Here is a 26,100-nt window from a genome sequence, read left to right on the forward strand (position 1 = left end):
AGACAGAAGAGACTGTGTAGTGTCATAAAGTGAGGCTAGTGTCGATGAATTTCAACTGTAATGCCTTAGAAGTACCGTATTGATAATACTCATCATTAAAAAAGCGCCTATCTCATTTAATGAAATAGGCGCTCCACTGATATATAGGGTAAAAGGCTTAGCCAGATATTCAATACTATTAGCTTGCTTCACCAACCATATAATCGACAGCGTTTTGAACTTCTTCATCAGGGATATCAGCGCCACCTTTAGCAGGCATGGCGTTAAAACCATTGATAGCATGAGTGTATAATGTTTCTTTACCCTTGGAGATACGTGGTCCCCATGCACCAGCGTCACCTAAGATTGGCGAGCCAAGTAGACCTGCAGCATGACAAGTCTGACATACGGCATTGTATACTGCTTTGCCATCACGAGGACCATCACCCGCTGCTGGGCCAGCGGCGCGTGCCGTCACATCACAAACTTCATCGTCTTCAAAGCACACTTTAGCAACTGGCTGAATGCGAGCAATTAAGTTAGGATACAAAGCAATCAGCTTTTGCACTTGCGGCGTATCTTGCGGAATAGGCTCTTCATCAACCGCAGGTGCGGCAGCGGCAGTTTCTGCGGCAGATGCCTCGCTATCAGTCGTATCTGCAGCAGCTTGGGTATCATCACCCAATTGCTCAGGCGCATTTGCTACCACTTCCTGCGCTGCTGCTACATCAGAAACAGTTACAGGAGTGTCTACAACACTTTCAGCTTGGCTCACCGCGATACTAGCGATTCCTAGAATGGCAGCTGCCGATAACATAACTACTTTTCTCATTCGTCACGTTCTCTTATTACATATACAAAGGCTTATACGGCTCAGACATTCTGCTTGTCCTCCTTTGACAACCAAATAGTTATCAATAGCAAACAGCCATCCCGCGTACTAGCACACTTGTAATCGGTGATTATAAATATGAATTCTCCCTGTCATTATAAGGGAAAAGGCAGGTAGATTGCCATGCTTGTTTAATGACTATCCTGTTTTTTCTTAAAAAACATCAATCACTGTCTTCATTCATTGGCTTTATGGATTTTATTTGTTAGACTAAGCGGTCTTTATTTTTCGACATATTTACTGCTCATAACGCTCGTTTAGGCATGATGTTGATAATACCGTACGCCGTTGTTATTATGCGCTCGTAGCTCAGTTGGATAGAGTATCGGTCTCCGAAGCCGAGGGTCGTGGGTTCGATTCCCGCCGAGCGCACCAATCATCATATTACAGCCTTCCCTAGTATTACCAAAAACCTTTAAACCCCTTTACATTAGTCGCTTTATGTCTTTTGATATAACTTGTCATTACCTAGTAGCACCTATAGAATGTTGTACATAGTGTTGTACATACACAACATTGCTATTCTATGACTCTTAGAGGTGTGATGATGAATAAGCGCAAAAACTATCTACTAACTGACAATGGTGTAAAAGCAATAGCCAAACAGTCAGCACCTACTAAACGCACCAGACATAGTGACGGTGACAGCCTCTCCTTAATTCATGATCCTAAAGGTTCGCTTTATTGGGTAATGTCTTATCGCTACCAATCTGACAAAGATATTGAGCCAAAGCAAAAAACTTATCATATAGGTACTTACAAGTTTTCCTCGCAAGTGATAGATACTAATTTTAAGCCCGAAGTTTCTTTGAAACAAGCAAGGCTTGAGCGTGATAGTGCCAAAAAACTAATTAATGATGGTATCGATCCCAACGAGCATAAGAACAGACATAAAAACAGCTACGAACAAAAAGATTTATTCGAAGTCATAGCTAAAAGCTATATGTCAGAAAAATCAAAAACTACATCAAAGAACGTGCAAAAGCTGCAAGGGTTTCTAGATAACCATATTTTAAAGCATATAGGTGAATATCCTATTGGTGCAATCACCGCGCAAGATATTATTAAGACAGGACTTGCCATTCAAGCTACTTTTGAGCAGCAAGGCAAACATACCTCTGAAACCGCTCATAAATGCATGGGACTTATCAGCTCCATATTTGACTATGCTATCAACACGCTAGGCTATGACATTGTTAACATTGCCAGCGGACGTAATAAAGCATTACGACTTCATAAAGCTGAGCGCATGAAAGCCGTTGAGCAGCACCAATTCCCTGAACTACTTCGAAATATTGACAGCTATATAGAAAATCATCCAAACGGTCATCAACAAACTGTCGCTGGCTTACAGCTAATGACGCTATGTTTTGTTAGGACTAAAGAATTGAGGTTTTTTGAGTGGTCAGAGATTGATTATCATAAAAGCGTTTGGCGTGTACCAGCTCATAAAATGAAAATGCGTCAAGATCACATTATCCCGCTGTCATCCCAAGCAATGGCAATTATTGAAAGCTTAAGGCCACTAACAGAAAGTACTGGCTATGTTTTCTATAACTTTGAGTCAAACAAGCCATATAGTGAAGCATGGTTCAATCAGGCGTTGAATAGAATGGGCTATAGTGGTGATCCCTACCCTAAAATGACAGGTCATGGATTTAGACAGCTTGCCAGCACTGGATTATACGAACTGCAATTCTCCGAAAGCATCATCGAAATACAGTTAGCGCACCTTGAGCAATCGAGCGTCAAAAAGCGTTATGATCTGTCAGCACATTTAGCACAGCGTCAAATGATGATGAATAAATGGGCAAATTATCTAGATGATTTACGAGCTGACAAAGGGATTAGCTTTGACTTATTAACACCTGACGAAGTCACTAAAGAAATGAATAGTAGGAACCAGCAAGCGACTGACATTGCACTGCAAGATAAAGATATTTTGATAAATAGTTTGAAAGCGCAAGGCGTATCACCTGAGTTATTGGCGCAGCTTGCCAAACAAATATAATTAGTATGTTCAGTATTAGACTGAAAAGTCGGACTTGATAGCCTCAATCGCTGTCATATCAAATCGCAAGGCTAGGATTAACAATCCGAATGATAGCAACCGTACTCTTAGCTGTTAATGCTTTGCGTCTTTCTTATTTATAGGTGTAGAGGCATGGTTATGGACGAATATAGTCATTTAATGGATATTGACGAAGTGGTTGAGTATTTAAATAAAAAGACAGAAAGAAACTTCAATCAAGGTAAAGTCATCAAATTTATAGAGGAAAGAAATATACCAATAGTTTTTGAATATAAAGGATGGGTAACATGGGAATTTAGAAGTGAAGGCAAATATCAGCCGCACCACAAACAATTACAAGGTTACTTTAGTATCGAAAACAACGTCGAAGCCATTTTAATTTTTAAAGGTTTTCTAGAGAAGATAGTAATAGAGAGAGCTAGAATTTATCGTTTGAACCCACTCGATATAGATAGTAATCCAATTGATAATCTCGAACCTAAAGAGGGTGATATCATTTCATTTAAAACTGGTGGACGTTCACCACTGTTCGGCTATCACGCTCGTATAGAGGTTGAGAGTAATAAATTCGGTGTGCTCAAGGTAGACTTAGAAGAGCATTTAAATAAAAAGCGGACTAAGACTATGGAGAATGAAATCAAAATGGAAGCAGCAGAGTCTAAAATCGAAAAATTAGAGTCCGAGAACGAAAAACTAAAGTCTGAAAACGCTAGCCTGACACAGCAGCTTGAAGAACTCGCAATCGCTAATAGCCTGATCAAACAGCAAGAGCAAGACATAAATAAACTCAATGACCAATTAAATAACCAAGCAGATAGGCCAACTAATACCAATAAAAAAGAAGGGCAAGGCGATAGCTTATTAATACTAGGCGCAGTCATGCACTGTATACAAGATGCTGCTAAAAAAAACTATACCCAAGAACTACTAATTCAAGTTATTTTAGACAAGTACAAAGGAGTTAGCGGTATATCAGAAGGCACTTTAAAAAAGAAATTTCCTGAATCAAAAAACTATCTAAATCAAAAGCTTCCGACATAATATATATCTATTAGAAATTTTCAAAAGTTCTATAGAAACGACATCAGACCAGCCTATCCTTAACATTCACCTATAGCAACCTACCATTACTGGTAATTCCTTTAACTGCTATGGAGTGAATGAGAATGAAATTAAATGATCAATACCTAAGAATGGCAGACCTTGCCAATCAACCAGCACGTACCGCTAAGACCTATACGACCAGATCAGGTCAGCAACGTGCTATCACCTCCAAAGCCGCCACACGCGGTATCACTGGTTTTTCTGCTAAGCATATCTATCATCTGATTAATGAAAATAAATTCCCCGCTCCGATCAAAATTGGGCGTGCCAGCTATGGCGCTTGTCTGATATAAATAGCTGGCTAGATAGCCACAACACTACTAATAGCGGCGAGGTATAAACTATGACCACCTCAAAGCAATCTACCAAGAAAACTTATAGCCAAATAATACTTAATCATTTGCTGGCAGGTAAAAGGCTTTCAAATATGGAGGCTTATGACCAGTACGGCATGACTTGTTGCTTGAAACGCATTAGTGAATTACGAGCCAAAGGTATAGTCATTCAAGATGAAATGATTAAAAAAATGGTAAGCGATACAAATCGTATTGGATAGAACAAACCGTCACCATAACTAATAATGACCACAATACGCAAGGCACACTCAAGGCAGGTGATACCCCTTTATGCCAATCGTCTACGAGGGGGACTAGATGAATACTACCTTAACAGATATACATGAAAAAACCCGTGCTGTGAACACGGGCGCTGACACTATATTACAAGGCTGCAAACCAGCCACGCAGGAGCAACTGGTAGGCGATACTTTTTTAATCAAAATCTGTGACATATTAGAACCTGAACGGCTGCTATTTTCTACAGACGACACCACTATATATCATGGTGAACAAATTGGCAAAACCGAACCCACAGCCAACACGATAGCCATAGCAATCACCGACAAGCAAGGCGATACAGTAGGCGCGGTATTCTACACACCAAACAGCAAAGCAAAGCCTATTGTCATTGATCCTACAGGTTATGGCGCTATCGTCATTGGTGAGCCAAACAAAGCCAATGAGGTGATAGCCTTTAATGACGCTGATAGCGGTATTGATGTTTATATGCACCTAATGGCTAGTGATAAGACGATCATCATTAGCCCTCACAAAACAAAGCAATGCCTTAAAAAGATGGTGCAGCACTGGAGCAGTGGATCACAAGTCACTGTACCGATGACACTTGACGATAAAGGCTTGATGAACCAGCTGGCAGGTGTAAAGGCTCAAGCATTGGTTACGGTGGCTCATATCGTCACGATGCTACAAAATGACAGCTACGAAGCGATACTAGCAGACAGTGACACCCAGCTAATCAATTTGCAAGATACTGCCTATTATCCTGAATGGCGCGATGATCCACAGCTGAATGAACCAATGATCTATAGTGATGGGCGTTTTGAGCTCTATCACGATGGGCTATTTTTCGTGAAGTACAACGATGATGACCCAGCAAATATAACCTTTAAGTTTAAAGCGTTTGTTTGTTCACCGATTGAGGTTATCGCTAAGACACGGGACACAAGCAGCGGTACATGGGGGCGGTTATTGCAATGGCGTGATGATGATGGTGTGCCACATACGTGGTCAATGCCATTAGCACTATTACAAGGTGATGCCCGTGAGTATCGCAAGGAGCTGGCTAGTCAAGGATTGAACATTACCACCAACCCCAAACAGCGCAATTACTTAGACACCTATATTCAAAACTACCCTATTCACAAACGGGCGTTATGCGTGGATAAGTTAGGCTGGCACGATAAGCAATATATATTACCTGACAGAGCCATAGGCAGCGATGGTAAGCAGCTTATCGTCTATCAGTCTGCCCATGCAATCAATAGCACACTGTCCCAGCAAGGAGAGCTAGCCCAGTGGCGTGATAACTTATGCAAACCACTAGCCGAACAAAGCCGATTCGTTTTCTCTATTGCTTGCGCGTTCGCTGGTCAATTACTGGAGCTATTGGAATATGACGGGGGCGGTTTTCACCTCTTAGGATCATCAAGCATGGGCAAGTCATTATCGCTTAAATTGGCTGCTAGCGTATGGGGCAACCCTGATAGGTACGTTAAGACATGGCGCAGCACTGACAACGCCCTAGAGGGCACAGCAAGCGAACACAACGACAGTTTTCTGCCACTTGATGAAATCAGCGAATGTGACCCTAAAATAGTCGGTAAAACCGTTTACATGCTGGCTAATGGTCACGGTAAAGGTAGAAGCACCACCACGGGACACAATCGCATAGCCAAAACATGGCGCATTATCTTTTTGTCTAATGGTGAGGAGTCGCTACAGAACTTCATGGCACAAGCAGGGCAAAAAACCAATGCAGGTATTGAGGTTCGAGTGGCGCATATAGATGCTGATGCTGGCAAGGGGTTAAAGACGTTTGATAGTTTGATACTAGCAAAAACAAGCGAAGCCCAAGCCGACAAGATCAACGAGTTATCACACGCTTACTATGGATCAGCTGGCATAGCATGGCTAGAACATATCACCAGTGACAAGACAGCGACCACCGCCAACGCTGGGCAGTTTGTCAGTGACTTTATGAGTCAGTACAGCGACCTGACAGCACAAGCGCATAGAGTGGCTAAACGGTTCGCTATCGTAAGCGCAGCTGGTGAGCTGGCAACACAGGCAGGTATAACGGGCTGGCAAGCAGGACAAGCAACCGCAGCCGTGATGACTTGCTTAGATAATTGGCTTGATAACTATGGGCGTGATGGTGAACATGAACAACGCCAAATCATAGATCATATCAAGGCATTTATTGAACAGCATGGATCAAGTCGCTTTCAGCCTTGCTATAAAAACACGCGCTTAAACTTTGAAGAGAGGACACCAAACCGTATAGGCTATCGCAATATGGACACGGGGGATTATTATTTTTCTAAAGAAACTTTTGATAGCGTATGTGCGCCTTTTAGTAAAAAGAAAGTATTACAAGTATTAGAGGAAGCCGACCTACTACTGCTCAATCAAGGTGATCGTAAAATCTATAAAACGCCTGATACTTTATTTAATGGTAAGCATCGCCCGTCTGTTTACGCGGTTACTGCTAACATACTTTCTTGTGAACCTATGAAAAAGAACGGGACAGACGGGAGGAACGGGACAGGCCATATGTATTAAAGGATTTCGCTGTCCCACTGCTAGAAACCATAACGGGTCGAACGGGACAGGATTTTATATTTTGGCTTTTCTGTCCCGTCTGTCCCATTGCTAAAAATCGGGACGGGACGGCTGTAAGCTATACCAATTAAGCGCTGTCCCGTCTGTCCCGTTTGTCCCAAGTAAAATAGCGAAGCATAGAAAAATCAGGAAGCTTTATAAACTATTCTGATAACAAAACCCCTCTACTAAGTAATATGGTAAATTTTTTAGATTATCATTATAGGTTGTGAGATGCTGAACTGTATTCTAAACCCAAGAGTTACATGCCATTAAACCCAACTTTTTTTAGCTAAAATATCAAATACATAAGTACAAAATTGTTATTTTCTCTCTGTTTCTCTTAAGAATTTTACCAAATATATGGAAACAGACTTGGAAACAAAACGCAGTAAACAGGAAAAAATGGAAACAAGATGCCCTATCTCCAAGTAAAATGGAAACAAGAAAAATTGACTCTTAGACCAAATAAATCAAGCCCCTTTATGGAAACAAAGATGGAAAAATCAGAGGAAACGGAAACAAAAAATTTTGGGAAAATCGATTTATTCATCATCTTGCACAACGCCTAAAAGCCTCGTCAAAAAACCTGATTCACGTCCAAACACCTAACTTAATATAAAACATAAGTCTATTGAATTTCAAATAGCGATTCGGATTTGGCAGTGAGAGCAGTATCATTTTTTATGTGATCCTACCCATTTTTAATAGTATTTAACCAACTGTATAACTTTTGACCAAAATCCTTATTTTTGGGGGAGATTCAATTTTTGTGAACCGTTAATATATTGGTTGTAGGCAGTAAGCAACTGACTATATAACCTAAACACTTAACGGAGTAACAACTATGAAAATTCATATGAACAATGGTGGTCAAGGCGCAGGCTGGCCGAGCACAACAGGCAACCCATCAGGTGGCGGCCGTGACAATAACCCATCAAGCAAATAGGTAGCTAGCTGGTAATTACCAGTTATATTCAAGCCATACGTTCAATATGTGTGGCTTGTTTCTTCAAATAATCCGGCCATTCGACCCGTGGATTGTTTACATGCTCACTGATCATCTTCTCGTACTTGGCCGTCATTGATTCCCACAATCCATAATACTCATCACAGATAACACAATGTTGTTTTTTGGTCTGCTTGTTGAGTTTATCCGTGTGCTCATAAATACTTTGAAAGAAAGCATATATGAACCAAGTCATACCTTCAGCAGTAGGAGGAAGTCCACCAAGTTCATTTATATCTTCATTTTTTATATATCTTACAAACGATTTCTGGAAACTAACTAATGCTTTGTCAGGCTCATCTTCTAGAGACTCTTCCATACCCAACAACCAATAAAACTCTTCAAGACTAATCCAGTTTCTCTTACTATCACGTTCGCTTTTTCTATCTAAAAAACTATACAACTGACCATCTTCATCATCCGTTCTCCAATTAATCTCATTTCGAAGACCATAATGACCTTTTGGCATTTCTTTGGGCTTTGTTTTTTTACGGACTTGTTTAGTTTTCTCGCTACTATAAAAATAAAGATCTGTTAATATAAAGTGTATGAACGATCGTGAGGTGCAAGTGAAAGGATTACCATTTTTGTTAGTTAGCTTGTATTTTGAAGTTACTGTGTCATATTCCCATTTATCTGGATCTCGTTTATGCATAAACAACCAGCCCAGACTAATCGGCCTAATATCTTTTGAATAAAAAGCTGCATGAACTAGAGCATCAAGATTAGCGATAAAGCTAAGCACTATAAACGAATAGAAATCCCCTATTGGCATGTTTATATTAAGCGCCTCATCTTCATAGTTAAAAGTCTTAAATAAGTAAGTCTTAAAATTTATAATAAGCTTACTATTAAATTTCTGACTCAAACTGTCATCTACAATCTTGGCATGCTCAAGTAAGTGGGTTGATTCTTCAGCACCAAGCAGCGTACGTACTAATGACTCATAAGGATGTTTGGATAGCTCTCCTTCTTCTAAGCTTATATCTTCTGGTTTAATACTTCCTTTTTCCTGCGTCGTAGCTAAGTTATTAAATATATCTGCAACCTGAACTTCTGCTTTCTAGGTATTTTAGACAGCTCTTTTGTCAACTTCCTCATTAAAGCTTTGCCTTCAGCATACCTTTCTTCAAAAGAAGCGAGGACGGTAGCATACTGATGTTATAACGCAATTTCTCATCTTTAGTATCACAAAGGTTAATATTCTTATCCGTCATACTATGTACCCTTTACTCTCTGTATAACCTATCCTAAAACTTAAGCACCCAGCTTCGTATCGAGCATCAATCGAATAAACTGCTTAAACTGATTCGGGTTAGACAGTAGATGCATAGTCATGTCTTCAAACGTACCCTTTGCATCAAACATAGCGTCCTCGGCAGCGTTTGGATAACCACCCAGCATAATCTGATCAACACTATTATTGGTAAACTGTTTGACCACGAGCTCATTCTCAGTGACCTTATTCCAAATAGTATTCATAAAGTTCACTTTGTCCTTATCGGTAAAATCCTCACCAGCAAAAACCTCGTTTAATCTATCAATAATCTGTGATAGCAGTGCTTCTTGTTTGTCTTTAGGCGTGGCCGTGCCCGCTCCACTGCCACCATCTAGTTGATACTCAGACTTGCCCTCTTGTAGCTTTAAGTCTTGCTGATGCAGCTTTGAGACGCGGTAATGACTCATAACGATGTTACTTAGATCAACCTCATCTTCGTTGTCCACGCTTTCACGTAATAGCGGCTGTAAGTTACGCGCGTATAGGCTCAATTTCTCTAGCTCTTTGTCGTCATAGTCCACAATCTGCGACATAAACTCATATTGGCGGGTAAAGGTGCCTAAGTCCTTTTTAAATATTTCCAGCGCGTCTTGATCGGCCCTAAAACCTTTGTAGTCATTCTCAGCATTAGTCATCAGTACCACATCGCCCGTGGCCTTGGTACGCTCTAGCATCACTTTGGCATGCTGTGCTTGTTCACGTGCTTGGCTGTAGCGCTTCTGCCAACGCTCAACCGCTGGCTTGCAGATATTACTGATGGCGGCGTTAGACTTGTTCTTGCTGTAGAAGGCCTCAACGAATTGCTCGACCTCGTGCCATAAGAAAATTTGAGATGCTCGCAATTTCTCATAAAGGTCAAACACCTGATCAGGGTCAGACACATCCGCTAAGGTTGCAGTCTCATAATATGGCTGGAAGGCCTCTAAAATATCTTGTGGGTCATTAAAGAAGTCGAGCACAAACGTGCCACTCTCAGCTTTACCTTTATAAGTACGGTTTAAGCGCGATAAGGTCTGTACGCAGTCCACACCCGTTAGCTTCTTATCAACGTACATGGCGCATAGCTTGGGCTGATCAAAGCCTGTCTGGAACTTATTAGCCACTAACATCACCTGATAGTCATCACTGTCAAAAGCTTTACGTAGGTCGCGGCCTTTTAGGCCAATATTCATATTGTGCTCAGTAAACTTCTCACCAAGTAATGCGCCGCTGTCAGGGTCATTGTCATTGAAGGTCACTTCCCCTGAGAACGCGACCATGGCATTGATGTTTCTATAGCCGTACTCAGCGATATAGTTATCAAAGGCGAGCTTGTAGCGTACCGCCTCTTTACGTGAACCGGTCACCACCATCGCTTTGGCTTGGCCACCAAGTAAGCCTTTGATGTTGTCATTAAAGTGCTCAATGATGATCTTCACTTTCTGGGCGATATTATGCTCATGCAAGCGTACCCAATTATTGAGCTTAATCTTGGCGCGGCGAGCATCGACTTCGTCATCAGCAGCGGCAAGCTTTTGCTTGAGCTGATAGACCACTTTATAGTTGGTGTAGTTTTTTAGCACATCTAGGATAAAGCTTTCTTCAATGGCTTGGCGCATGGAATAGACATGATAAGCGGCTGGCAGGTTATCTTTTGAGGCTGGCAAATCAGGATTAGGCAGACGTCCAAACAGCTCGATGGTTTTCGGCTTAGGCGTGGCAGTAAAGGCATAGTAGCTGAGATTAGGACTGCTGCGGCGTGCGGCAATGACGTTATCGAGCATATCTTCACTAGAGAGCGGCTTTTCATCATCTGCTTGCTTCTCGGTATCAATCTCTATCTCACCAGAGATCAGTACTTCTTTGAGCTGGCGTGCCGTTGAGCCTGTCTGTGAGGAATGCGCTTCATCGGCAATGATGGCATAACGGCGTGACTTGAGCACACTTGAATCTTCAATCGCTTTGAGCACGAAGGGAAAGGTTTGAATAGTCACAATGATAATTGGCTGTGAGTTCACCAGTGCGCTAGCTAGCTGTTCAGACTTTGAGCCATCACCCTCTTTTCTATTAATCTTGCCCACCACGCCATCGGCATGTTCAACTGATAGATGGTCTCTTGAAGCTGGTCATCAAGTACGGTACGGTCAGTAATAACAATCACTGAATGAAACTGCTTATCACCGTCACTGTTATATAGGGTCGATAGCTGATGCGCTGTCCATGCGATAGAGTTGGACTTGCCTGACCCTGCACTATGCTGAATCAAATACTTTTGCCCAGCGCCCTCAGTAATGGCCGCATTGACCAATTTGGTCACCACATCCCACTGATGATAGCGCGGAAACATCATAGTTTCTTTTTTAGACTTACGACCAATTGCGTCTTCTTCTTCCTCTATCTGCAAGTGCATAAAATGCCCAAGGATCGATAGCAAGTTCTCTGGCGTGAGCACCTCGTTCCAGAGGTAATCGGTGGCATAACGGCTGCTATCGCTAGGCGTATCATTGCCCGCGCCGCCATCTTTAGTGCCTTTATTAAAGGGTAAAAAGTAGGTGCTGTTACCTGCCAGCTTGGTTGTCATATAGACTTCATACTGACTGACGGCAAAGTGCACCAATGCGCCACGCTTAAACATTAGCAACGGCTCAGGTTTTTTAGTATCAGGGTCTTTTGGCAGGCGTGTCTTCTTATACTGAGTAATCGCATTTTGTACCGCTTGCTTAAACTCCGACTTTAGCTCCATCGTTGTGACGGGCAAGCCATTGACGAACAGCACCACATCGATACGGTTACGCTTAGCGACCTTGCCGTCAGTGCTGTCTTTTAAACTAGCATGCGGGCTATACACCACCTCAGGAACGACACGGCAGATATTGGCCTCATAGCGTGCCATGATCTCAGGGTTGAGACTATGCTCAGGCTTAAACTGGCATAATGAAAAGCGCGCATTACGAATCTTTAGACCGTGACGCAATACGCCTAATGTGCCATAAGTGCGTGAGGCTTGATCGGTTGAGTGTTCATCAGCCTTGTTTAGCTGCTTCACTAATGCGGTGATAAAGTGGCGCTCAGAGTCGATAGGGAAGTACGGCAAAACTTCTCCCATTCCTTTGGCTGGGTCGTCTGCACAAAGTCGAGTACGTCTTGCTCATATAGTGCAGTCTCTGCCTGATAGCCACTGGCATGACCTACTTGCCAGCCATGCGCTTGCATTTGAGTGACGATATCGGCTTGGAAGACAGATTCGTAAGTGATATCGTGGGCGTTGGTCATGTTAAGTCCGTTTAGTTTTATTATTATTTTGCTTAAAACAATTAGGTCGAAAGCGCTATAAGGTCTGAGTACTCTCTAGCAAATATAAAAAGCAGCACTAGCAGAAACGTTAATAGTAGCGTTCTATATTTCTCAGCGACTGCTCTTTTGGAAGTAAGTGCCTTATAAAAAATAAACAGATAAGGAATAATTACAATCCAAACATAGGGAATCCAAAGGAACATTAAAGTAATGGTAATATCGTCCAGCATATACTTAGCGGTACTACTAAAAAACTCTAAAGAAACAGTATAATTCGAGTCGTGCTTTTTGTACCCGCTGTAAGTTAAGTAAGCATTTATTAGATAAGCAATAATAGGGCTATAAATGAGCGCCCAGAATAGCTGCTTGTAGCACTTAGTAATTGGATCGGGATGATTCATAATTATATCTATTAATATGCGGAAGTCATTTTAAGGCATATTTAACAGTTTAGAGCCAAGACATGATTGCAAGTCGCCATTGCCACAGCCTTTATCAAACCATTCCTTAGCCTGCACGTTGTCTTGCTTTACCCCTTGCGCCTTCATATACATCAGTCCCAGATTACGCGGGGCGAACGGATGATTTTGGGCGGCAGCTTGTTTAAATAACGTCATGGCGCGGGCATAATTTTGCGGTACGCCATTGCCCTCTAAGTACATCACAGCAAGGTTGTTTAGACCAGCAGCTTCACCTTGATTGGCAGATTGTTGTGACCACTCAAAGGCTTTAACATAGTTTTGCTCAACGCCTTGACCACTATAGTATGCCCAGCCCAAACCGCCCATACCCAATGCATTGCCATGGTTGGCAGACTTTTCATACCATTTAAAAGCCTCGGCATAATCACGCGCAACCCCATTACCGTTCTCATACATATAGCCTAAATTATTTTGCGCCAAATCATCACCTTGCGCGGCGGCTTTTCGTAGCCAATACAGTGCTTTGGTATAATCCTGCGTCACACCTAAGCCTTTTATATAAAACTGTCCAATATTGTTTTGGGCAATTGCATGTCCTTGATCGGCAGCCTTTTGATACCATTTGGCTGCTTCGCTATAGTCTTGCGTCACGCCTAAGCCTGCTTCATACATCACGCCGATGTTATTGTGAGCGTCAAGATCTCCTTGCTCAATGGCTTTTTGATACCAGTCATAGGCTTTGGTAAAATCCTGATCGACCCCAATGCCGCTTTGATACAACAAGCCCAAACTGTACTGCGCCATCACATTATCTTGTGCGGCGGCGCGTTGATACCACTCGACCGCTTTGGCATAGTCAGGCGTCACGCCCAGTCCTTCTTGGTACACCGCGCCCATGCTATATTGCGCGAATGGCTCCTCTTGATTGGCAGATTTCTCGAACCATGCGAGCGACTTGGCATAATCTTGCTCTACCCCTAAGCCTTCTTGATACATCGCGCCAAGATTATATTGCGCTATGCTGTCGCCTTGATTGGCAGCCTTTTGGAACCATTCTGCGCCGGTAGCATAATCCTGCGGCACATACTCGCCTGTCATATATATCGCGCCCATATCGTATTGCGCTGCCGCCACGCCCTGATCAGCGGCTTTTTTATACCACGCTACCGCTTTATTAGGGTCTTGGGGCACACCATCGCCCATCTCATACATCGCGCCCATGCTATATTGAGCGGCGGCATGACCTTGTTCCGCCAGCGCTTTGGTACTGCTAAAACTGGTTGCATGCGCGGATAACGATAGCGCTAAAGCAGCGCTCAAAGCTATTACTTTGTGTCTGATTCTTAGCGGTACGATTGACACTTTCATTTTGTCCTCTACATATTAGGGCGGAATGGATATAGGGTATTTTATTTATATCAAGTTATTGTATAAGGGCATTCCCGTTGCTTAATACTATAGTCATAAACCGCTGGCATGACTCAACTGCCAACCTTGCGCCTGCATTTGGCTGACAATATCGGCTTGAAAGACAGATTCGTAAGTGATGTTATGCGCGTTAATAGCAGTACTTGTCTGAGTCATGGTGAGATTCTTATTATTAAGTTATGAATTGGGCTTATGAGATCAACCACACTTTATCGATTTCAACGATCTGTTGCTCCTGCCCTTCAATGCTTTCTTTTCTTAAAAATCTAATAGGGTCAATGTCTTGCAACATCTCTACATCTTCTTCATCAGCCATATCATAATAGTCAAGCCTTCGATAAAGTTTCCATTCAAAATGATCTAAGTATTCAGCGGTTTTTGAATTATAGTGAATAGAGCTTTGAATACCATTTTCGGGCTGCTCATCTATTGGCTCAAACGTATTTTGATAAAAGTCTTTGTAATCCTCTATCGCACAAACTACTTGTGAGCGACTGATGTACGTTTCAAATAGCCAGATTTGTAAATAATACGGGGTTTGCAACTTTTCTAGCGAATCTTTCCATGACTGATAGATATTTTGCACATTTTTAATCAATAGATATTCACAGTCGCCAATTGGCTCAGGATAGATACTATTAATCAAAGACAAGCGTGACCATGGAGCTACCAAAAACTTAACGTAATCTCGCTTTTCTTGATTTAACAGATCAACATCAAGAACTTTATTAGCTTCGCCCCATTTTTCAATAGTGCGCTTACGGCGGTTAATGCCTCTTATTTTGCGATATCTTAATACGTTGTTTTTCATAGCTCACTCTATTTTTTGATACGCTTAAATCAAGCCTTAGGGCTCCTCACATACCATCTTCAAGCTCTTACCAAATATGGTTTTATTGAGCTGATTGTAGTTGTTAAAGACTTTTTCAGAGTCAGCATGATAGATCTGATCGTTAACACAATTACCAAAGCCAAAAGTTATCAAGTTTATTCTGGCATACTTAGCAGAGTTACTTACCTTTTCTTCCTGATAGCGCTGGGTCGCAATTTTACGATATCGTTCTAGTTCATCAGCCCCATACTCGCTTGTTTCCAGAATTTGCTCTTCAACAAACTGTTTCCATCTATTTTGCACCGCCGCTTCGTTCTGCATGAAAGGTTCAATATAGTTTTTACACATCTGAGGGCTTTGTTTGAGGGCTTCACTAGGGTTTAGATAGCCTAAAATGACTAATCGATCTTTTTCATACTCTGCGTCAATCGTTTTGAGTAAGTTTCGTTTATAGCCTTTCGCTTCAGGTACAACATCAAGACGCTCAGTATCACGCTTTACTTGCTTATACTCTTCGGTCGAGACATCTAAGTCTTTCATAGATAGTTTATCTAGCGCATCAACACTCATGGGTGAAGAGAAGCTTTCCAGATTTAATCTGGTTAAACGATCCAATACGAGATGGGAGTTTTTGATTTGCTTGGCGCTGTACTTTTTATTATCAAAACTCCCTTTCATATCGCATAGATCGTCTTGCCATTTGTAGACTTCGGCTGTTGCAATACTAGGCACAGTCAGTAATACGCTTACCGCTATCAACGAATACCTTTTCATCATTGGAGTCCTTTTTTTCATTCGCCTTGCTTATTTTGATATTTATTAATCGAGCAAACATTTAACTCACTATTCTTTTTAGGATGCTTTTTAAAGCCAGTCAAATTGAATTAAACAATCAACCATACTTTATTGATACCAACGACCTGATACTTTCTACCTTTGATGATCTCTATTTTTTACTTTTGCAAGAGGTCTACTCTTGGTGCATTGCGCATTGCGCTGTGTATTTACCGTCAAATATTTTATGATTAAGCTTTGCATAATTAGCAGACACTGTCTTTAGCTCAGGGCGATAAGCGGTACTCTTAACACAGTTGTAAAACCCAGAAGACACAATAGCGTTTCGCGCATAAAAATAATCACTCAGTGACTTTTGTTTTTGATAATCTCTCATCTCAATCTTACGATAAAACTCATCACCCAAATCACCTGTACGTACTTTATCTTGAATATTTTCTTCCACCACTTGCTGCCATTTATTCTGCACTGCCGTTTCATCTTGCAATAAAGCCTCTACATAATGCTGACACATTGGCGGGCTTTGCTTAAGCGCTTTACTAGGATTGCGATAAGCCAAAATAGCCAATTGTGCCGTTTTATATTCGCCATCAATAGTCTTAAGTAGCTGTTGTTTATAGGTCTGTGCTTCGGGCACTATATCAAGTCGTTCTACATGTCTCTTGGCTTGCTTATACTCTTTAGTCAGTACCTCTGGGTCTTTCGACGATATATTGTCTGAAAAATTATTGCTCATAGGCTCAGAAAAACTTTCAAGATTTGCTCTCGTCAAACTGTTCAATACAAAATGAGAATTCTCTATTTGTTTGGCAGTATATTTATTATTATCAAAATCACCTTGATATTGACAAGACTTCATTTCCGAGCGCCACTCATAAGTCTGCGCTTGGGCGCTAGTGGTGACTGCTATTGCGCCTAATAAAGCTGCTACAGTAAAATTTTTCATTCTATAAGTCCTTTTATTTTTTTATTTCAACGGCTTTCGGGCGCAACCCAACCCCGCACATCAATCTTACCCGTAACGGCAGCAGAGATTAAAGCTGTACGGCGTTCTTGCATAAGCTGAATGGCTTGTTCTGCATTATCAATTAATCTATCAAACTGCTCTACTTTAATTAATAAAAAATCAATTATTTCTTGCTGCTCGCTTAGTGGGGCTAACGGAATAGGAAGTTTTCTAATATCTCCTATCAATAAAACAGGTTGCATACCTGAAGTGTTATTGAAGTCAATCATTTGCCTAAATGGCAAACTTGTCATCCAAAAAACTGCAAATTCAGGTTTAAATAATTTTTTATTTATTGAAACTTTAGCAATATTCTGATTAATATGGTAAAGGTTGCTTTCTTGTATTAAGGCAGCATTCCCAAGTGTTCCTGTACAAGGTAAGACTATATCGCCTTCGTGTAGTTTTGATCTTTCTAACTTATTAGATAACTCTTCAGTAATTTTTTCTGTTTTAGATAAATCTAGATACCTTTCTTGAATATTAAAGCCTCTCAAAGCAATAATACTGCCTTCCATATTAGGACGCCAAAGATTGGTGTATTCAAATCCAGTTAACTTAGTGACCTTTGAATGATAACCAATTTGAGGAATAGTCCAACCCTCAGGCACTTCCCCCAACCATTCCACTCCAGAATCTTTCATCGGTGCATCAGGATTTAAGCCTTTGGTTACCGCATGACTGATGACAGCTTGGCGCTTTTCTTTTAACAATTGAATCAGGGTTTGCTGTTTTTCGATTAGGGTATCGATTTGGGCAGTTTCATGGTCGAGGAAGTTGGCGATTGTTTCTGACACATAATAATCCATAACAGGAAGCCGTAATAAACCAATAAAGTCCCAGCTCGCTCTTGGCATCTTACTGCCATATGTCGATGAATTAACTTGCTCAATGAACTCATCCGTTAGTGTCATATACTTTAGAAATTTTGGATGAACTAACTGACTATTAAGTACCAAAAATTCTGATGAACATATTCCAGAGAAACTAGCTAGCCAAGATTTGGCAAGATAGGGTCTTAGTTTACCAAATAGCAAGTTATCTTTTTCAAAGGTATTAGAAACCCCCTCAGAAACTATTCCTTCAGTTACTTTGAATTTTCCAGTTTTACTTTCTACATTTTCCAAACCGACATATTGATTTTCCGAACCGCTAATTTTATTCCCTGATAATTCGGCTATATATTTTAATCTAACAACTTCCCAATCTTTAGGAATCTCTCCCAACCACTCAACCCCTGAATTCTTATATTCTGCATATTGCTGATACTTCGCTATTGATTCAGCCATTACGAATGCACCTCACCCAATAACTGCATAATCTCGCTACTGACCGCATCCAAGTCCGCATCAATCTCGGCAAGCGCGCGCGGTGGCTCATACACATAGAAGTGACGGTTAAAAGGGATTTCAAAGCCCACAATGCCGACCTCTTCATCGATAGCATCTGTCTTATCGGCGTTAATCCACGCATCTGGTACATGCGGCTGCACTTCACGAGCGAAGTAACTTTCAATCAGCGCGGTGGTGGTCATGCTTGGATCAAGCGGCACGTTTTCATAATCGCGTAGGTCGCTATCGGTTTGGAACTCAACGATTTTGGCAGGCTTGTCTGCTTTTTGATTAGTCGTGGTAGGTTTATAACTAAACGCACCATAGAGCGGATTAGCAACCTTGACCGCTTTTTTGATGACCGGTTCTGCTTCAGGATTTTTCCAAGTGATCGCATCTAGTAGTTGTTTCTTTTCTTTAGCATCCAAATTCACATCAGTATCTTTTAATGCTTGTTTAAAGACTTTATCGAACTCATTAAAGTCATCGGATTGGCGGTCACCAATAGCCGCTTGTAATGCCTTGGCTTTATTCATCAGCGTAAGTTGCGTTTGCCATATCTTGACATCAAGCACGTCTTTGACTTGGGCTTCTTTCAGCTCGCTAAAGTCCGCCTTTATCATCGCACGCGCATCAACCGTCACCGCTGATAAATCACCATAGCTATTGTTATCGCTGTCACTGTTATTATCAGTAGCCCAGTCGCTACCAAACTTCTCATATAGCGCTGGCATGACCATATCAAAAGGTTTAGCTGCATAGCGTAGGCTTTCAATGGCGTCATCAGATAGCTTGGCAGATAAACGCAATGGACGCTCAATAGTGATACGGCGATAGCCAAACTCATGGGTGGCAAATATCTTACTAGCAAAGGTTTTGGCAGGCTCAGCTTTAGGATTGGCAGATTGACGACCACGGTTCGATTTTACTTCCTCTGGTTTATCGAGTACGCGCGCATCGACCACCTCAAAGTTACCGAAGCTTTTGGTAATGGTTTTAATATCGTCTTCACTCATCTCATTACGCTTAGAGCCCAGTGATTTACGCATCTTGCTGTATAGATTGCTACCATCGATTAATTGCACCTTGCCACGGCGCTCATCCGCTTTCTTATTGCTTAGCACCCATACATAGGTGGCAATGCCCGTGTTATAGAACATATCGGTCGGTAGGGCTATAATGGCCTCAAGTAAATCAGCCTCTAAGATGTAGCGGCGAATCTCACTCTCGCCACTGCCTGCGCCGCCTGTGAATAGCGGTGACCCATTTAAGATAATACCGATACGGCTGCCTGATTGCTGTTTGTGTTGTTTTGACCGCTACTGCTAGCTGTCGCTTGCTCATCACCCCGCTCATTACTAACGATCGGACGCATTTTGCTAATGAGATGCATCAGGAACAATAGCGAGCCATCAGAGACGCGCGGCAAGCCCGCCCCAAAGCGGCCATCAAAGCCTTTTTGTGTATGCTCGTCGTTGATCTCACCTGATATCTTTTTCCAATCCACCCCAAACGGCGGATTCGATAGCATGTAGTCAAATTTCTCAGCGACCAGCTGATCACTAGATAAGGTATTGCCCAGCTTAATGTTATTCACCTCTTGCCCTTTGATCAACATATCAGCTTTACAGATGGCATAAGACTCAGGTTGAGCTCTTGCCCATAGGTACGCATGACCGCGTCAGGGTTCAGCTCTAGCACGTATTCCATACCAGAGGATAGGAAACCGCCTGTCCCTGCTGTAGGGTCGTAAATGGTGCGAATGATGCCGTCTTTGGTCAGCGCATCATCATCTTCCATAAACACCAGTGAAGTCGTCAGACGGACGATATCGCGCGGGGTAAAATGCTCCCCTGCGGTCTCGTTTGAGCTTTCAGCAAAGCGGCGGATCAGCTCTTCAAAGACAAAGCCCATTTCATGGTTAGAGATAGCCTCAGGGCTAAGATCAGTATTGGCGAACTTCTGTACCACTTTATACAGTAAGTTGGCGTCGGCCAGTTGTCCGACAAACTCTTCAAACTTAAAATGCTCAAATATCTCACGCGCGTCTTTAGAGAAGGATTGCACGTAGGTGTTGAGGTTATCCTTGATGTCGCTTTGACCCATCTTGCTAAGATCCATCGGCGAGGTATTATAAAACGCATGCTTGCTGGCACGAATGATGAACTTCTCTTGTGCTTCCTCTGGCAGACCTTTTTCAGCGATACGCTCACTCTCAGCCACCATAGCAGCTTTGGTGTCTGCTAATACGCACTCTAGGCGGCGCAGTAGTGTGAATGGCAAGATGATGCGGCCGTATTGAGATTGCTTAAAGTCACCGCGTAATAGATCAGCAACTGACCAGATGAAAGCCGCTGTTTGAGAGAAGTTTTTGGTCATGGGAGTATCTTTTGGTTATTGGGCAAGGTTGAGTGCTATTATAAAAAGCTAGAATAAATAAATGTTCAGTAAGATATTTAGAATTATATCAGGTCTACAGGTGAGTTACAGATATGGCAGGTGTTGTAAAGCTCTTTAGTAAGATAACACTCGTACAGATATTTTATTTTTTATCCAAAAAGATAATGAAAGTAAAATAAATATAGGCTCTTATATAATTTATATAATAGCCTATATTTTAAATATCACACGATCAGAAAAAACTTATATCCATAAAACTACCACTCAGTATCATTGAATAGCATTGCTTGGCAGTCAGCAATAGATTTACCAGTTTCATCGATGCTCGCTACTGTTGGGTTAAAGGTAGTTACCTTATTATCGTTAAGATAAACATCAATTTTACGAGCCTGCGATATATTATCTGTAAATTCAGCCCAAGCATTAGCCCCATTACGCCACGTTGTTGTACCAGGAGGTGCTATTTCTATTCGATCGTCAACAATAAAAGTCAATGGATAATCTGAGTCAGTATTTGAATAACTTTCATCACCTATCTCTAAATTAACTCCATGGTCATAATCTGCTCCAGCCCCTTCATTACATGCTACCCAAAGTGTTATTCCTTCACCATTTTGGATAGAATATTCAGAATAACCCATTCCAAACCCATATTTCCATATACTCGGCTTACTATTTCCAGTATCAGGTAACTCGTCACTATCATCAGCCAAACCATGAAAGACATCGTCACTATCATCTTCAGTTGTGACTACTTCATCTTCTATATTAGATAAGTCTAAGTCATGTGACACTGGTTCTTCAATTACTTTTTCAGATGCTGTGCTTTTTGAGTCTAAAGAAAAATTAATACTAGTGACCTTCCAGCTAAGCCAATTTCTATGCATAATCACATTGATTGATTTATCAACTTCATCCTCATTATTTATCTGAACTTTAAAACGATTAAATGATAAGTAGCTTGTCTGATAATTAATATTTGCATCTTTGGCTTCGGGCTCTTCCTTAGTTCTCTCCTTATCTAAATCAAAATCTAGTTCTTCCCCCTGAAGCATGATTGCAACGCCATCAGGTGTTACTAGGCTATCAACCATTGGATCTACCATTGCAGTGGCTAACATTGCTCCTAATGCCTCGAAACCACTTTCTTCCTCACTAGAAGCAATTTCCTTAACCATGAACGTCTTGATTTGATCCTTGATACCTTGCTTGACACTAGGGAAATCAATATAACCTGAAAGTTTATCAGCATCTTTCTGTTCAGCAGCATTTTTAATATTATACAAAGCTATATATGGTGAAGCATAAAGATAAATCGCAAATACAACTAACAAGCCAGCAAACCAAGGTAAAAGCTTTTTCAAAAAATCTCTCCTGAATTTCTAACGATATTAAAATATGATGAAGATAAAGTAGTAATGGCTAATACTTAGTCTGAAGTTATTAGCTACCGTATATACGAAACATAATTTTCGCCAAGTTCTGTCTTCATACATACTTACATAGTAGTAACATTTAGAAAATAATATTAACATTAGTTGATTTACAAAACAATTTAATAAACTTTTATTTGCTAAATCACGCTTCTAGTTTGAACGCCTTATTAAGAGTTATTTTGATTCGAATACTATATAGACGTGAAAGCAAGATAACTCACTTAGTTACACGGGTTATTTCGCGCTCATTCGTAGTTTGTCATATCTACCTGATACTCTGCTTCATTCACAAACCTAGTCTTACTACTGAGCTTTAGTCTTTCTAACTGAAAGCCTGTCTTTAATAATAATTATATTTTCTGTCTATTAATTGAATTACCACAACTCTCAAAACACGTTCGAAGTACTCTAGACTCAAATAGCAAAATAAAAAAGAGCCTTATTTAGCAGGCTCTTTTTTTTGTTTTGCTACCACTGATTTTTTCTATAGATACATCTCTATATCACCAGAAACATAACCTTTTTCTGTTACAACTTTGACTTCTATAATCTGATCAGGATCACAACCCACAATAGCAAATTGTGCCTTCTCTCCAAAAGATACGTGTCTTCTTATAGAAGTCTTATCATCATATATTGCACAACTCAAACCATCATTCACTATAATATCGTATATAAGTATGGGATCTTTATTTCTAGACACTATACTTATAATTGTCGGATTACCTCTTCCATCATTCATTACTGTGAAATAAAACTCAAGCGATAGAGCAGGCAATTTAGATCTTTTGCTTTCAAGCATATCAGTTTCCTCATGTGCTTGAGAGTTATACCCATCATCATAACTATCTTCTTCAAATCCAGCATCTATACTAACAATCTCTTCTTCCACAACCTGCTCATTTGATTCCGGAGTAACCTCTACGCTGCCATTATCTGCGTTGTTAGACAGTATTTGCTCATCTGTGACAGTGGTTTGGCTAATATCTTCGTTTGATATTAGAAAAATATATGCTATCAGTATTATGATAGATCCAACTGTTGTTATTTTTCCTCTACTCAGATTTGGTTTTCTATTCAAAATCAATCGTTTAATTGGAGGTAATAATAAGCAGCCGCCAATGATCATTAATGAGCCAGAAATTAGTTCACCATCAGCAAATAGGACAGGAAGTCCTCCAAGTATAAATATTATTCCAAAAAACCAAGCAAAAAATGAAAACACCTTCGATTGAAAATTACTCATTGTTCCCATCTCTTTTATTATTTTATTGACCATCCAGATTGGTATTAATCCGGCTAAATTGTTGTATGTTCAAACAATCGAACTAATGTAACTGTTAGGTCAATAAATGTAAATATAAGTAAGTCTTTAAAAATAAAATTTGTTACCCCATTTATCTCGATTCTCGAGACAAATTGTGAATATTTAAAAAACTAAGTTATTAGTTAGACGCTCCTTATAGCGATATTCACTACGAAAACTAAGCCTATATCACTGGTATATATTATGGTGATGTAAATGAAATCTTGGACTACAGTGAGGTTGGTTATATATTAAACTTGAGCGTGGGGAACGGCTATTCAATAGATGAAGCGGCTGATGTAAAATATAAGGTGCTAGATAATGGTAATGTGCGCGCTAGTATCTTGCTTGACGGTGATGAAGATATTAGAGACAGTGAATTTAACAACTACAAGGACTTTTCATTGAAGTGTTCTGATGAAGGCTGTCAGATTACTGATATGCTTGATAGTTATGGAGACTCCGCATTGCAAGCAGTAGAATTAGCTTGCAGATAAAGAATAATAAGTTAGCGAAGATTCTCTACAGAAGACATCATGATAAATACATTTATATATCTAATGAACGCCTACTTCTATCAAAGTTGGTGGGCGGAGTATTCTGATCTAAAAGTGAATGACGCAGATGTTCTCATTCATTTTGCGAGTAAGGAAAATCTAGATATCTTAAATAGCTTAGTTCAAGACCTCGAGTATATATTGGCCAATGATTTAGCAAAAAAAGTTTTTGAAAACAATACTTTTGATTTCGATCCATTATTAAATGGTTATGCTAGTGAGCAAGCATGGATTGAGTCAGCTTATAAGACGCTAATGGCTGAAATTAGATAATTGACTTTCATCAGCATAATTATTTTGTAAGTAGCTATGAGTAAGCTTCCAAGTTATAAGCCGAGAGTAACGATATTAAAATGTTGTACATAACGTTGTACATATAATTAATAATTTATTTAAAACTATTTAATATCAAATACTTACCATAAATGATTGACTCCCGCCGAGCGCACCAATCATCGTATTAATAATCTTTGTTTCATCCTTCCTTAGCATTACCCTAAATCTTGAATATCTATCAACTCCGTGCTCAAAATATTTGCGGATTTCGCCGTGCGTGCTCGTCTATTGATAGACAGTTTTCTTATATGATAGGCATTTTGCTTATAACACTCGCCTATTCTGCTTGCTGCAAATTAGCTGCTAGCTGGGCACGGTTAGGCACACGATGATAATTAATCACGGGCACGTTACCTAACAGGCGCTGACCTGAAGCAATTTTCTTATCCATCGTAATCATTGCAATTTTTTTATCTTGTTTACTGAGCAACAAATGATTGGTCTTGCGTGTGACTCGATAATCAGGAAAATACTGTTTGATCAGCACGGAGGTTTTTTGCAGGTCGTCATTAATAGGTTTTTTCACGCTTTTAGACGATTTATTATGAATTGTCTCACCCACTTTTACGCCGCGTGACTTTGCCAACAACCATAAAGCGGCAATAACGGCAAACAATATGACAAGCCACCAAATTCCATCTATCATTAGAAGAGATATCCATTATTAGCAAGGGTTGGCTCATGTTAGCAGAATTATCACCAGCGTTAATAGCAGAAGTAGAACTTGCTGCTAAATTATTGACATCCAAACAGCATATTTGCATCTTAACGGGTGCAGGGATTTCAGCAGAAAGTGGCATTCCAACTTTCCGAGATAAGCAAACAGGCTTGTGGGAAAACTATGGTGTGGAAGACTTGGCGACACCTGAGGCTTTCACTCGTGATCCAAAACTGGTGTGGTCATGGTATCAATGGCGCAGGCAATTGGTCGCAGATAAAAAACCGAACCCTGCACATTTTGCCTTAGCGCAGTGGCAATACCATACTCAGTCGTCCAATCAATCATTAACACTTATCACTCAAAATGTTGATGATTTACATGAGCAAGCTGGCAGTACGGTAACTCATTTGCATGGCAATCTGTGGCATAACCGCTGTAGTCAATGCGAGACAGCCTGCCAAAGTCAATCGAGGGGTTCGTATCATAGCGAGGATACAATCAATTTTGATGACACACTGATGACCTGTCCACATTGCGGTGGCTATATCAGACCAGATATCGTTTGGTTTGGCGAAGCATTACCAGTACAAGCATGGCAAACGGCAGAAGACGCGGCGGCAAATTGTGAGGTATTTATCAGCATTGGTACCTCCAGTCTCGTCTATCCTGCCGCTGGACTCGCACAGTTAGCGAAACAAAATGGTGCCAAAATTATTGAGATAAATCCCAATCCAACGCCGAATACTATTGTGGATATCACCTTAGCAGAAAAAGCTGGTGTGATTATGCCGTTATTAATCCAGAAAATCACTGCGCTCTAGTCGCCTGAACCTAAGTCACTTG

At 40.8% G+C, this 26,100-nt stretch carries 19 protein-coding genes, 1 tRNA gene and 3 pseudogenes; 9 read left to right on the forward strand and 14 right to left on the reverse strand.

Going from position 1 to position 26,100, the window contains the following annotated elements:
• Positions 1–178: 178 nt before the first annotated feature.
• A complete protein-coding gene (locus TT12_RS10285; RefSeq protein ID WP_045454534.1) occupies positions 179–811 on the reverse strand; it encodes a c-type cytochrome in 633 nt (210 codons plus the stop codon).
• A gap of 358 nt (positions 812–1,169) precedes the next feature.
• Here TT12_RS10285 and TT12_RS10290 point away from each other — a divergent pair.
• The 6 genes from TT12_RS10290 (at position 1,170) to TT12_RS15580 (ending at position 7,147) form a co-directional block, all read left to right on the forward strand.
• Positions 1,170–1,246, forward strand: a tRNA-Arg gene (locus TT12_RS10290).
• A 172-nt stretch (positions 1,247–1,418) separates the two neighbouring features.
• The gene (locus tag TT12_RS10295) at positions 1,419–2,882 is read left to right on the forward strand and encodes a tyrosine-type recombinase/integrase (protein WP_045454536.1); all 1,464 of its coding nucleotides are present in this window, start codon (positions 1,419–1,421) and stop codon (positions 2,880–2,882) included.
• 153 nt (positions 2,883–3,035) lie between these two features.
• Positions 3,036–3,944 (forward strand): coiled-coil domain-containing protein, encoded by a 909-nt coding sequence (locus TT12_RS10300; protein WP_045454539.1) that lies wholly within the window; start codon positions 3,036–3,038, stop codon positions 3,942–3,944.
• A 125-nt stretch (positions 3,945–4,069) separates the two neighbouring features.
• A complete protein-coding gene (locus tag TT12_RS10305) occupies positions 4,070–4,300 on the forward strand; it encodes a helix-turn-helix transcriptional regulator (protein ID WP_207804049.1) in 231 nt (76 codons plus the stop codon).
• A 50-nt stretch (positions 4,301–4,350) separates the two neighbouring features.
• Positions 4,351–4,563 carry a helix-turn-helix domain-containing protein gene (locus tag TT12_RS10310; RefSeq protein WP_045454542.1) on the forward strand — a complete coding sequence of 71 codons (213 nt, stop codon included), beginning with the start codon at positions 4,351–4,353 and terminating at the stop codon, positions 4,561–4,563.
• A 97-nt stretch (positions 4,564–4,660) separates the two neighbouring features.
• Positions 4,661–7,147 carry a DUF927 domain-containing protein gene (locus TT12_RS15580; protein WP_201605498.1) on the forward strand — a complete coding sequence of 829 codons (2,487 nt, stop codon included), beginning with the start codon at positions 4,661–4,663 and terminating at the stop codon, positions 7,145–7,147.
• Positions 7,148–8,163: 1,016 nt separating this feature from the next.
• On the opposite strand, the gene TT12_RS10320 is transcribed toward TT12_RS15580, so the two are convergent.
• From TT12_RS10320 to TT12_RS10375, 12 genes and pseudogenes are all read right to left on the reverse strand, one after another.
• Positions 8,164–9,063, reverse strand: coding sequence for a hypothetical protein (locus TT12_RS10320; RefSeq protein ID WP_045454545.1), 900 nt, complete (start codon positions 9,061–9,063; stop codon positions 8,164–8,166).
• A 389-nt stretch (positions 9,064–9,452) separates the two neighbouring features.
• A pseudogene (locus tag TT12_RS10325) lies at positions 9,453–12,726 on the reverse strand (type I restriction endonuclease subunit R).
• Between the two features lie 452 nt (positions 12,727–13,178).
• Positions 13,179–14,489, reverse strand: coding sequence for an SEL1-like repeat protein (locus TT12_RS10335; RefSeq protein WP_167541664.1), 1,311 nt, complete (start codon positions 14,487–14,489; stop codon positions 13,179–13,181).
• A gap of 141 nt (positions 14,490–14,630) precedes the next feature.
• Entirely contained in the window at positions 14,631–14,753 is a 123-nt protein-coding gene (locus tag TT12_RS18510; RefSeq protein WP_265089044.1) for a hypothetical protein, read from the reverse strand.
• A 34-nt stretch (positions 14,754–14,787) separates the two neighbouring features.
• Entirely contained in the window at positions 14,788–15,408 is a 621-nt protein-coding gene (locus TT12_RS15585) for a hypothetical protein (protein WP_201605491.1), read from the reverse strand.
• Positions 15,409–15,444: 36 nt separating this feature from the next.
• Complete coding sequence (locus TT12_RS10345; protein WP_207804050.1) at positions 15,445–16,161, reverse strand: hypothetical protein; 717 nt, start codon at positions 16,159–16,161, stop codon at positions 15,445–15,447.
• 238 nt (positions 16,162–16,399) lie between these two features.
• Complete coding sequence (locus tag TT12_RS10350; RefSeq protein WP_045454554.1) at positions 16,400–17,170, reverse strand: hypothetical protein; 771 nt, start codon at positions 17,168–17,170, stop codon at positions 16,400–16,402.
• 26 nt (positions 17,171–17,196) lie between these two features.
• On the reverse strand, positions 17,197–18,519 hold the full coding sequence (locus TT12_RS10355) for a restriction endonuclease subunit S (protein ID WP_227678922.1): 1,323 nt from the start codon (positions 18,517–18,519) through the stop codon (positions 17,197–17,199).
• Positions 18,519–20,940, reverse strand: a pseudogene (locus tag TT12_RS10360) (type I restriction-modification system subunit M). The gene TT12_RS10355 and the pseudogene TT12_RS10360 overlap by 1 nt, the downstream one beginning before the upstream one ends.
• 278 nt (positions 20,941–21,218) lie before the next feature.
• Positions 21,219–21,674 (reverse strand): YfjT/YkfB family phage-associated protein, encoded by a 456-nt coding sequence (locus TT12_RS19405; protein ID WP_045454601.1) that lies wholly within the window; start codon positions 21,672–21,674, stop codon positions 21,219–21,221.
• A gap of 357 nt (positions 21,675–22,031) precedes the next feature.
• Positions 22,032–22,325 (reverse strand): annotated as a pseudogene (locus TT12_RS19410) (DUF2939 domain-containing protein); the annotation flags it as partial.
• A gap of 556 nt (positions 22,326–22,881) precedes the next feature.
• Positions 22,882–23,643 carry a hypothetical protein gene (locus TT12_RS10375; protein WP_201605485.1) on the reverse strand — a complete coding sequence of 254 codons (762 nt, stop codon included), beginning with the start codon at positions 23,641–23,643 and terminating at the stop codon, positions 22,882–22,884.
• Positions 23,644–23,927: 284 nt separating this feature from the next.
• On the opposite strand from TT12_RS10375, the gene TT12_RS10380 reads away from it, so the two are divergent.
• Entirely contained in the window at positions 23,928–24,200 is a 273-nt protein-coding gene (locus TT12_RS10380) for a hypothetical protein (RefSeq protein ID WP_045454562.1), read from the forward strand.
• A 39-nt stretch (positions 24,201–24,239) separates the two neighbouring features.
• Positions 24,240–24,533, forward strand: coding sequence for a contact-dependent growth inhibition system immunity protein (locus TT12_RS10385; protein WP_201605483.1), 294 nt, complete (start codon positions 24,240–24,242; stop codon positions 24,531–24,533).
• Between the two features lie 340 nt (positions 24,534–24,873).
• Here the strand turns inward: TT12_RS10385 and TT12_RS10390 are convergent, their stop codons facing one another.
• A complete protein-coding gene (locus TT12_RS10390) occupies positions 24,874–25,242 on the reverse strand; it encodes a hypothetical protein (RefSeq protein ID WP_045454568.1) in 369 nt (122 codons plus the stop codon).
• A gap of 35 nt (positions 25,243–25,277) precedes the next feature.
• Here TT12_RS10390 and TT12_RS10395 point away from each other — a divergent pair, with 35 nt between their 5' ends.
• On the forward strand, positions 25,278–26,078 hold the full coding sequence (locus TT12_RS10395) for an NAD-dependent deacylase (RefSeq protein WP_045454571.1): 801 nt from the start codon (positions 25,278–25,280) through the stop codon (positions 26,076–26,078).
• Positions 26,079–26,100 lie beyond the last annotated feature (22 nt).

The sequence above is a fragment of the Psychrobacter sp. JCM 18903 genome, assembly GCF_000586475.1.
Lineage (GTDB): Bacteria > Pseudomonadota > Gammaproteobacteria > Pseudomonadales > Moraxellaceae > Psychrobacter.